Here is a 9860-nt window from a genome sequence, read left to right as displayed (position 1 = left end):
GGCGCGAGCTGGGACTGCAGGTCGGCGGGGCTGGGGCGGTGCTCGGGGGCCATCTGCATCGTGGACTCGATCAGCGGCCGCAGCTCGTCGGGCAGCCCCTCCAGGTCCGGGCCCTCGCGGAGCAGCATGAAGACCGTCTCGACCGGGTTGGCGCCGTGGAAGGGCGCGTGCCCGGTGGCGGCGAAGACCAGGGTGGAGCCGAGGGAGAAGATGTCGCTGGCCCCGGTGACGCTGCGCGAGTCGCGCGCCTGTTCGGGTGACATGTACGCGGGCGTACCGACGGCGACGTTCGTCATCGTCAGCCGGGTGTTCGACACCCCGCTGGCGATACCGAAGTCGATCACCCGGGGGCCGTCCTCCACGACGAGCACGTTCGAGGGCTTCAGGTCGCGGTGGACCAGGCCGGCGCCGTGGATGGACTGCAGGGCCTCGGCGACGCCGGCGGCCAGCCAGCGCACCGCCTGGGCCGGCAGCGGCCCGCACTCATTGACTATTTCTTCCAGCGAGGGGGCGGGGACGTACGCGGTCGCCAGCCAGGGCACCGCCGCACGCGGATCGGCGTCGACCACCGCCGCGGTGTAGAAGCCGCTGACCGCACGGGCCGCCTCGACCTCGCGCGTGAAGCGGACCCGGAACAGCTGGTCCTCGGCGAGCTCGGTGCGGACCGTCTTGATCGCCACGCGCCGGCCGGATGCCGAGCGTGCGAGGTAGACCAGCCCCATACCGCCGGCACCGAGACGGCCGAGCACCTCGAACGGGCCGATCCGCCGGGGATCGTGCTGCGTCAGCTGCTCCACCACTTGCCTGCCACCTCCCCGTGGGGCGTCAAAGAGACTCTCAAAAGCCAAGAGCCGCCGAGAGCCACTGCCCCGAGCAGCGTCTCACCGCCTGGCCGATTCGGCCGTACGCATGCTGATTCTTCCTGGCGAAGCCGACGGTTGCGAACCCGGGGGCTTCCCGTCGTGTCCCGTGTCCCGCCGAGCGGTACGCACAGGGGTCGTTACCTGCCGTTACACCCCACGTACGGGCGCCCGCCGTATCCCGTTCCTCTGCCGGCCGCACATATGTCCGGTGACCGCCGGGCGGCCGAGGTCATGGCCGTACGCCCCGGCCGGACCTTCCCGGGCCCCGGTGCGTGCACCGGCGTGCGGTCCGTCGTCGCCATTCACATCCCCGTACGTACTCTTCGCCCCGCGCGCTCACCGGGCCGCCGGCGAGCCTGCGGACCCGTTGCCGGGCCGCGCCGCCCGCGGCCCGGCAACGGGAGCTGCCACTGCCATCAATTCTGCTGTGCCGAACGCCCTTCGGGGGCCATGACCACGAACTAATTGCCGGACGGGCACGCCTACTTGGCAAAAAGCGGGGAGATTTGTACGGAGCTGTTGGGTTATGCACCGCGGCCATGCAGCGAACATTCACACTTCTGAGACCGAAGGGACGCGTGGGGCTGGCGGTACGAGCAAAGAGACGATTCTTCCACGCGAAGACGCCCGGCGGCCGGCGGCCTCGCGGGCCCGGCCTCCGCGGCTACTTCGGGGCCATCAGCCCGAAGGCCGCGCCCTGATTGTCGACGACCAGCGCGAGCGGCCCGCCGGGCGTGCCCTGCGGCTCGCTGAGGACCTTGCCGCCGTGCCGGACCGCCGTCCGCAGCGCCGCGTCCATCTCCTCGGCCAGGAAGAAGACGGTGAAGTGCGCGGGCAGCTCGGCGGGCGCCCGGGAGTCCAGCACGATCCGGCAGCCGATCTCGCGCTCCTGGCCCGCGACCCGCCACGGCAGGAAGGAGGGTGTCGCCCCCGGGTCGCCGGGCACGCCCTCGAAGCCGAAGACGTCCGAGTAGAAGGCGTCGACCGCCTCCGGGGCCCGCGTGCTGAGGCCCATCCATACGTAGGAGCCGGGTTCGCCCTGCACCTCGAAGCCCTCGTGCCGGCCCGCCTGCCAGGCGCCGAAGACCGCACCCCCGGGGTCGACGCCCAGCATCATCGCGCCCAGGTCACCGACCGGCGAGGCCCCCGTGATCACCTGGCCGCCCGCCTCCCCTACCCGGGCAGCGGTGGCGGCGACATCGGAGGCCGCGAAGTAGACGCCCCATACGGTGGGCATCCTGCCGTCCCTCTTGGGCATCAGGCCCGCGGCCTTGCGCCCGTCGAGCAGGGCGTTGGTGTAGTTGCCGAACTCGGGGCCGACGTCCACGAAGGACCAGCCGAACAGCTCACCGTAGAAGCGCTTGCCCGCTTCCAGATCGGGCAGCATCGCATCCGCCCAGCAAGGAACACCCTCCGCGAAAGCCGTCATACGGACAAACTAACCGGGGATCTCCGTGGGCGCCCCCGGATGAGGCCCCCCGGATACCCCCGGGAGGTTGTCCACCGAAGTTGTCCACAGGCTGTTGATAAGACGATTCACTTGTTCAGGCCAAAGCCGGCGGGCCGGTTTCGCGGCCCCGAAGCGCAGCGGCAGCAGCGTATTCGGGGCCGGCCGCACCCCATCCCCATTTGCAGGCAGCCAAATCGCGCTCCGATCACCCCTCGGTAAGCTGACGGCATGACAGGACAAGTTCGAACCGTCGACGGCAGAGTCGCCGGCCGCCGCGGGCAGGCGACCCGGCAGAAGCTGCTCGACTGCCTCAGCGAGATGCTCAGTTCGTCCCCGTACCGGGACGTCAAGGTCATCGACGTAGCGCGCAAGGCGGGCACCTCGCCCGCGACGTTCTACCAGTACTTTCCCGACGTCGAGGGCGCCGTCCTCGAGATCGCCGAGGAGATGGCCAAGGAGGGCGCGAGCCTGACCGAACTGGTCGCCGGGCGCTCCTGGGCCGGCAAGTCCGGCCGTCAGACGGCCGAGGAACTGGTCGACGGCTTCCTCTCCTTCTGGCGGAAGCACGACGCGATCCTGCGCGTCGTCGACCTCGGCGCGGCCGAGGGCGACAAGCGGTTCTACAAGATCCGCATGAAGATCCTGAACGCCGTCACCAACTCCCTTACGGACTCCATCAAGGAGCTCCAGGCGAAGAACAAGGTGGACAAGGAGATCAGCCCGGCGGCCATGGCCGGCTCGCTGGTGGCCATGCTGGCCGCCGTCGCCGGCCACCAGAAGGGCTTCACCAGCTGGGGCGTCAAGCAGGCCGAGCTCAAGCCGAACCTCGCGCTGCTGGTCCACCTCGGCGTCACGGGCAAGAAGCCCGCCAAGTAGCCGGGGCGCGGCGTGCGACCGCCGCTCCCCGGCACGACGTGACGACAGGCCGCGGCATGTCCTGCTGCCGTCGCGCCGTCGCCGGTCCGCCCTTCGTCCTGCCATGACCGCACACCGCATCGGGCGCCGCCCGGACTCCCACGGGAGCCGGACGGTGCCCGATGCGTATACGTGCGCGGTACCGGATGCGCAGCCGTTCCCGTACGCGGCGCCCGGTGCGTCTCTCCCGCGGTACCGGACGCGTACGGCCGCCTGGCCCCGGATCAGCGCCGCACGAGCCGGAACAGCCGGATCTCGCGTGTCACCCGTGACTGGTAAGCGGCGTACGGCGGCCAGAAGTCCAGCACGGCCCGCCAGGCCGCTGCCCGCTCGGCTCCCGTCAGCAGCACCGCCCGTACGGGGATCTCGCGGCCCCGCCAACTGATCTCGGCATCCGGGTGCTTGAGGAGGTTCGCGGTCCAGGCCGGATGACCCGGCCGGCCGAAGTTGCTGCCGATCAGCACCCAGCTGCCGGCCGGCTCCGGCATGCAGGCCAGCGGGGTCTGCCGCCGCTGCCCGCTCCGGGCGCCGGTGGAGGTCAGTACGACGCCCGGCAGCATCCGCGCGCTGAGCAGCACCTTTCCCCGGGTCAGCCGGTGCACCGCACGGTCCAGGGCCGGTACGACGTACGGTGCGGCCCGCGCGAACGCCCGAGTGGCGGACATCTTCTGCACCAGGCGCACTCCGGCCCGCACCCGTACTGGCGTCTCCGCGCGCCCCATCAGGCCGGCACCGCCTCTCCCGTGCGGCACTCCGCGAACAGCCCGGACAGTCCGGCGGCATGCGCGCGCAGCCGGTGTGCCGGACCGAACAGCAGCTCGTCGCCGACCGCACGCCTCATGTAGTGCTGCGCCTCGCGCTCCCCGGAGGAGCCGCTGTGGAGCTGCAGGGCCTCGCCCGCCACGGTGCGCAGCGCCTCCAGAGCCAGCGCAAGGGCGAGGACGCCCTCTCCAGGGGCACCGTCTCCGTTGCCCGGCGCCCGGGCCGCGCCGTACGCCGTCGCACGCGCGGCCCGAACCGCCGCGTACAGGTCGGCGAGCCGCTGCCGTATGTCCGGGGAGCCGCCGCCGGAGCGGCCGAAGCACTCGGCGGCGGTGCGGGTGAGCAGGGCGTCGGCGGCGCCCACGGCCTCGGCTGCCAGTGCCACTGCCGCCTGCGCCCCCACCGTGGCGAGCGCGGCGGGCACGGCGGTGCCGTCCGCGTCCTCCCCCAGCAAGGCCGCGGGGACGTCACGGAGTTCGAGCCGCGCCTGCGGCCGGGTCTCGTCCAGCGCCGCCGACGGAGTCTGGCGCAGGCCCGGTGCGCCGGCCCGTACGAGGAAGAGCAGCGTGCGGCCGCGTGCGTACGCCCCGGCACGCGCCGCCACCACCAGCACGTCGGCGCCCTCCCCATGGAGGACCTGATCCGCCTCCCCGTAGAGGCGCCAGCCGCCGTGCCCTTCGGGCCGGGCCTGGATGCCGCCGGTACGGCCGCCGCCGGCCCACTCCCCCGTGTGCGGTCCGGTGAGCGCCAGTGCGGTGGCGAGCCGGGCGCCCGGTACGGCCAGTGCGCCGGTCAGCTCGCCGGCCGCGAGGGCCGGCAGCAGTTCGGTGCGCTGCGCCTCGCTGCCGAGCGCGCGGATCAGCGGCGCGGCCAGCACGGCGGTCGGCAGCAGGGGCGAGGGCAGCAGCACCCGGCCGGCCTCCTCACAGGCGAGGAGCGGCGTGACGGGGTCGCGGGCGGCGCCGTCACGGGCGGCGCCGTCGCGGCCGGCCGGTGGCGGGCAGCCCGGCAGCCCGTGCCGCCGGGCCAGGAGCCGCCACAGGTCCTCGTCGAAGCCCCGGGAGGCGCGTGCGACGGCCCCGGAACCGTGGGTGGCGGGTGCGGCGGCTCCGGGCCCGTCCGGTTGCCGTTGGGCGCGCAGCAGCGCGCGCAGGCTGCGGCGGTACTCGTCCTGCTCCTCGGTGAACGCGGCGTCCATCGGCGGGCTCCTCCCGGCCGTACGTCGACACCCGTCGGAACTGACGGGCCGTCATCGTAGGGAGCCGCCGCACACATTCCCAGCCCCGCGCCTCGCCCGCGTTCCTTCCTCCGCGTTCGCAGCCCCGTGCTTCCTCCGCGTCCGCAGCCCGGTGCCTCGCCCGCATTCCCAGCACCCGTGCACGGATCTGCCCCGCCACCATTATCTGATGTACCGTCAGTTTTATGACTCGAGGCACCGGGACTCCCGCACGTGCCCGCAAGGTCGCCGTCGCCGGAGTGGCGCTGGCCGACTGCGGCCGCGTCGACGACGCCACCCCCTACGCCCTGCACGCCCAGGCCGCCCGCCGCGCGCTGGCCGACGCGGGATTGGACCGCTCGGCCATTGACGGGTTCGCCTCCGCCGGGCTCGGCACCCTCGCCCCCATCGAGGTCGCCGAATACCTCGGGCTGCGCCCCACGTGGGTCGACTCGACCTCCGTGGGCGGCGCCACGTGGGAGGTCATGGCCGCGCACGCCGCCGACGCGATCGCCGCCGGGCACGCCGACGCGGTACTGCTGGTGTACGGGTCGACCGCACGCGCCGACCTGAAGGCGCGGCGCCGCACCGCCGACCTCTCCTTCGGGGCGCGCGGTCCGCTGCAGTTCGAAGTGCCGTACGGGCACACCCTCATAGCCAAGTACGCGATGGCCGCCCGTCGCCACATGCACCAGTACGGCACCACGCTGGAACAGCTCGCGGAGATCGCCGTCCAGACCCGCGCCAACGCGGCCGCCAACCCGGACGCGATGTACCGGGACCCGGTCACCGTCGACGACGTGCTGTCCGGGCCGATGATCGCCGATCCCTTCACCAAGCTGCACTGCTGCATCCGCTCCGACGGCGGCTGCGCGGTCCTGCTGGTCGCCGAGGACCGGGTGCCGGACCTGGCCCGGCCGCCGGTCTGGGTGCTCGGCTCGGGCACCGCCGTCTCGCACAGCTCGATGGCGGAGTGGGACGACTTCACGGTCTCCCCGGCGGCCGTCTCGGGGCGGCTGGCCTTCGAACGGGCGGGCGTGCGCCCCGAGGAGATCGACCTCGCCCAGATCTATGACGCCTTCACCTACATGACGCTGGTGACGCTGGAGGACCTCGGCTTCTGCGCCAAGGGCGAGGGCGGCGCCTTCGTGGAGAAGGGGCGGCTGCTCCGGGACGGCGCGCTGCCGACCAACACCGACGGTGGCGGGCTGGCCGCCTGCCACCCCGGCATGCGCGGGCTGTTCCTGCTGGTCGAGGCGGTGCGTCAGCTGCGCGGCGAGGCCGGTGCCGACCGTCAGGTGCGCCGGGCCTGCGGCCGCCTGCCGCGGCTCGCTGTCGCCTCCGGCACCGGCGGCTGGTTCTGCTCCTCGGGGACGGTCGTGCTCGGGGCCGAGTGACGGGTGGTGCGGGTGCCGACCGCGCGGGCGCGCGGCCGAATCGCGCGGTTGCGTTGAAGTGCGCTCCAGCTCCTAGCGTGCGGCTCACGACCCGACGCGAGGGGGAGCAATGCGTTACACACTGTTCGGCAGGACCGGGCTCCGGGTGAGCGAACTGTGCCTCGGCACCATGACCTTCGGCGAGGACTGGGGCTGGGGAGCCACGCCGGACACCAGCCGCCGCATCCTGGACACGTACGCCGAAGCGGGCGGCAACTTCATCGACACCGCGAACAACTACACGGACGGCAGCGCCGAACGCATCCTCGGCGAGCTGCTCGCCGGGCGCCGGGACCGCTTCGTCCTGGCCGGCAAGTACACCTGCGCCACCCGCAAGGGTGACGTGAACGCGGCCGGCAGCCACCGCAAGAACCTCGTGCAGTCGGTCGAGGCCAGCCTGGAGCGGCTGCGCACCGACCGCCTCGACGTCCTCTGGGTGCACGCGCGGGACAACTTCACCCCGGTCGAGGAGGTCATGCGGGCGCTGGACGACGTCGTGCGGGCCGGCAAGGTGCTGTACGTCGGGGTGTCCGACTGGCCCGCCTGGGAGATCGCGCAGGCCAACACCCTCGCCGAGCTGCGCGGCTGGACCGCCTTCGCCGGCTCTCAGCTGCGTTACAACCTGCTGGAGCGCACGCCGGAGCGCGAGCTGCTGCCGCAAGCCCGCGCATTCGATCTGGCCGTACTCGCCTGGGCACCGCTGGCCGCCGGCAAGCTCACTGGCAAGTACCGCCGCGGCGAGACCGGCCGGCTGGCCACCCACGACTGGGACAACCGCGCCGACCACAACGAGGACGCCGTCGTGACCGCGGTGCTGGAGATCGCCGAGCAGGGCGGCTGGAGCCCCGCCCAGGTGTCGCTGGCCTGGCTCCGGCAGCGGCCCGGCAACGTCATCCCGATCGTCGGCGCCACGAAGGAGAGCCAGCTGCGGGACAACCTCGCCGCCACCGACGTCGACCTGGACGCCGAAGCGGTGGCCCGGCTGGACGAGGTGAGCGCGGTGCCGCTCGGCTTCCCGCACCAGTTCCTGCGCGAGCCGGGCATCACGCAGACGGTGTACGGCGACCGCTGGGCCGACATCGACGACCGCCGCTCCACCTACCGCCGCACGGTGCACGAAGTCCTCTGACACCCGCACGGCGCACCGATGACGGACGCGGTCCCGGGCCCCGCCCACGGGCCACCGGCCCCGCCTGCCCGGCGGAGGACACGGCCACGGCGCGGATGGCAACGCGGCCGCCGCGCCCCGGCCTCACGCGTCCAGCAACGCCCCCAGCACCGAAGCGGCGTGCGTCCACAGCAGCATGCCGCCCGCGTCCGGGACGACCCGGCGCCGCCCCGGCGGGCAGGCGCACGGCCAGCCGGGCGCCGTGGTCCGCGGAATGGGTAGGCGCGGCAACACCAAGCGGGATCGGCCCGGCGTGGCAGCGGCCAGCGCGGTACCGGCACCGGACAGCAGCAGGGCCAGCGCGGCGCGGACGATGGTGCCGTGGTCGCCCCGGCCTCACGCGTCCAGCAACGCCCCCAGCACCGAAGCGGCGTGCGTCCACAGCAGCATGCCGCCCGCCTCCGGGACGACCCGGCGCCGCGCGGTGGGGAGGCGCGCGGCCAGCCGGGCGCCGTGGTCCGGGGAGTGGGTGGGCGCGGCGTCCAGGGCGCCGTACCAGAGGTCGACCGGTGTCCGGACGTCCGCCGGGTCGAAGGGCCAGCGGCTCATGGTCAGCAGCGTGTCGCGCGCGTACCCCGCCGGGCCCTGCGCGAAGCCCTCCGCCAACGCCTCCTGGAAGGCGGCGGCGAACGCGGGCTGCTCCAGCAGCGCGCGATCCCGCTCGCCGCTGCTCATCACGATGAGTTCGTACAGCCCCTCCGGGCTGCCGAAGCCGGCGAACGACCGCTCGGCGGCCACCGGATCGGCGGCGGCCCGGCCGACGAGGTACCGCACCTCGTCCGGCAGCAGTGCCTCGCACGCGGGCGCGGCCAGCTCGTCCGTGCCGGAGACCAGCGCGACCCGGGTCAGCACCCCCGCCGCCGCGCAGGCCAGCGCGAACGGCGCGCCCTGCGAGAAGCCCACGCCCCGCAGCCCCTCCAAGCCGCGCCGCGCGGCGAACTCCCGTACGTCCTCGGCCCAGCCGGTCAGCGTACGGCCGGGCACCGAGTCCGAGGCGCCGAGCCCGGGGCGGTCCACGGAGATCAGCCGTACGCCCAGCTCCTCGACCGTCCCGGCGCCGAAACCGAGCCGCCGGGACGTGCCGGCACCGGGGCACAGCAGCACCGGCACCCCGTCCTCGGGGCCCCACTCCGCCCAGGCCAGCCGGCGTCCGCCGGCCGTGCGGACGGCGCCGAGCCGGGCAGGCGCGGGCACCGCGACGGCCGCTCCGGTCCCGATCACAGTCATGGCTCCAGCCTCGGCCGCCGGGCCCGGCGGCCGCAACCGAATTGCCGGCCGGGAGGCGAGCGACGCGGGGGCCGGTTGACGGCCGGGAGGCGAGCGACGCGGGCGGCCGTACGGACGTACGCTGCCCGGCATGACCACCACGGACGACACCCCCGAGGCCCGCGCCTTCCGCGACCTGCTGCGCAGCCTGCGCGTCTGGCCGGGCGAGCTGCCGGCGTTCGACCCGGAGACGGCCCCCGAGGCGCCGCTGCCGCTGTTCCGGCAGTGGCTGGGCGAGGCGGCAGCGGCGGGCGTGCCGGAGCCGCACACGATGGCGCTGGCGACCGCGGACGCGGCGGGCGCCCCGTCCGTGCGGATCGTGATGCTGCACGACGCCGACGAGAACGGCTGGCACTTCGCCTCGCACCGCGGCAGCCGCAAGGGCCGGGAGCTGGCCGCCCACCCGCACGCCGCGCTGTGCTTCTACTGGCCGCTGGTCGGCCGGCAGGTCCGGGTACGCGGCCCGGTGATCACGGGCACCCCCGAGGAGAGCATCGCCGACCTGCGCCGGCGTTCCCGGGGCGCGCTGGCCGCCGCCCTCGTGGGGCGGCAGAGCGAGGTTCTGGACTCGTACGCGGAACTGGAGCAGGCGGCGGAGCGGTCCTGGGCGCGGGTGCAGCGCGAGCCGGAGGCGGACGTGCCGAGCTGGACGGCGTACGTGCTGCGCCCGGAGGAGGTCGAGTTCTTCCAGGGCGACGACCGCCGCCGGCACGTACGGCTGAGCTACCGGCGCGCGGACGACGGGTGGCAGCGGGTGCTGCTCTGGCCGTGACCGCACGCGGCG

9 protein-coding genes are annotated in these 9860 nt (G+C 74.0%); 4 read left to right on the top strand and 5 right to left on the bottom strand.

Annotation, left to right across the window (positions count from 1 at the left end; all coding sequences use genetic code 11):
- Both C3486_RS29985 and C3486_RS29980 read right to left on the bottom strand, forming a co-directional pair.
- On the bottom strand, nt 1-800 hold an 800-nt coding region (locus C3486_RS29985; protein ID WP_146075088.1), incomplete at its 3' end, for a serine/threonine-protein kinase.
- 727 nt (nt 801-1527) lie between these two features.
- On the bottom strand, nt 1528-2292 hold the full coding sequence (locus C3486_RS29980; protein ID WP_103835931.1) for a VOC family protein: 765 nt from the start codon (nt 2290-2292) through the stop codon (nt 1528-1530).
- Between the two features lie 249 nt (nt 2293-2541).
- On the opposite strand from C3486_RS29980, the gene C3486_RS29975 reads away from it, so the two are divergent.
- On the top strand, nt 2542-3189 hold the full coding sequence (locus C3486_RS29975) for a TetR family transcriptional regulator (protein ID WP_103835930.1): 648 nt from the start codon (nt 2542-2544) through the stop codon (nt 3187-3189).
- Between the two features lie 263 nt (nt 3190-3452).
- Here C3486_RS29975 and C3486_RS29970 read toward each other — a convergent pair whose 3' ends face one another.
- Both C3486_RS29970 and C3486_RS29965 read right to left on the bottom strand, forming a co-directional pair.
- Nucleotides 3453-3893, bottom strand: coding sequence for a nitroreductase family deazaflavin-dependent oxidoreductase (locus C3486_RS29970; protein ID WP_258053072.1), 441 nt, complete (start codon nt 3891-3893; stop codon nt 3453-3455).
- A 56-nt stretch (nt 3894-3949) separates the two neighbouring features.
- On the bottom strand, nt 3950-5188 hold the full coding sequence (locus tag C3486_RS29965; protein ID WP_103835927.1) for an acyl-CoA dehydrogenase family protein: 1239 nt from the start codon (nt 5186-5188) through the stop codon (nt 3950-3952).
- A gap of 224 nt (nt 5189-5412) precedes the next feature.
- On the opposite strand from C3486_RS29965, the gene C3486_RS29960 reads away from it, so the two are divergent.
- Together C3486_RS29960 and C3486_RS29955 are read left to right on the top strand one after the other, a co-directional pair.
- Nucleotides 5413-6603, top strand: a complete 1191-nt coding sequence (locus C3486_RS29960) for an acetyl-CoA acetyltransferase (protein ID WP_103835926.1) — start codon at nt 5413-5415, stop codon at nt 6601-6603.
- Nucleotides 6604-6712: 109 nt separating this feature from the next.
- Nucleotides 6713-7771, top strand: a complete 1059-nt coding sequence (locus C3486_RS29955) for an aldo/keto reductase (RefSeq protein WP_103835925.1) — start codon at nt 6713-6715, stop codon at nt 7769-7771.
- Between the two features lie 375 nt (nt 7772-8146).
- Here the strand turns inward: C3486_RS29955 and C3486_RS29950 are convergent, their stop codons facing one another.
- Nucleotides 8147-9037, bottom strand: a complete 891-nt coding sequence (locus tag C3486_RS29950) for an alpha/beta fold hydrolase (protein WP_103835924.1) — start codon at nt 9035-9037, stop codon at nt 8147-8149.
- A gap of 130 nt (nt 9038-9167) precedes the next feature.
- Here C3486_RS29950 and C3486_RS29945 point away from each other — a divergent pair, with 130 nt between their 5' ends.
- A complete protein-coding gene (locus tag C3486_RS29945) occupies nt 9168-9848 on the top strand; it encodes a pyridoxal 5'-phosphate synthase (RefSeq protein WP_103835923.1) in 681 nt (226 codons plus the stop codon).
- Nucleotides 9849-9860: the final 12 nt, after the last annotated feature.

The sequence above is a fragment of the Streptomyces sp. Ru73 genome (assembly GCF_002920575.1).
Taxonomy (GTDB): domain Bacteria; phylum Actinomycetota; class Actinomycetes; order Streptomycetales; family Streptomycetaceae; genus Streptomyces.
Note: the sequence above shows the minus strand (reverse complement) of the source record. Positions and strands in the feature narration are given on the sequence as shown.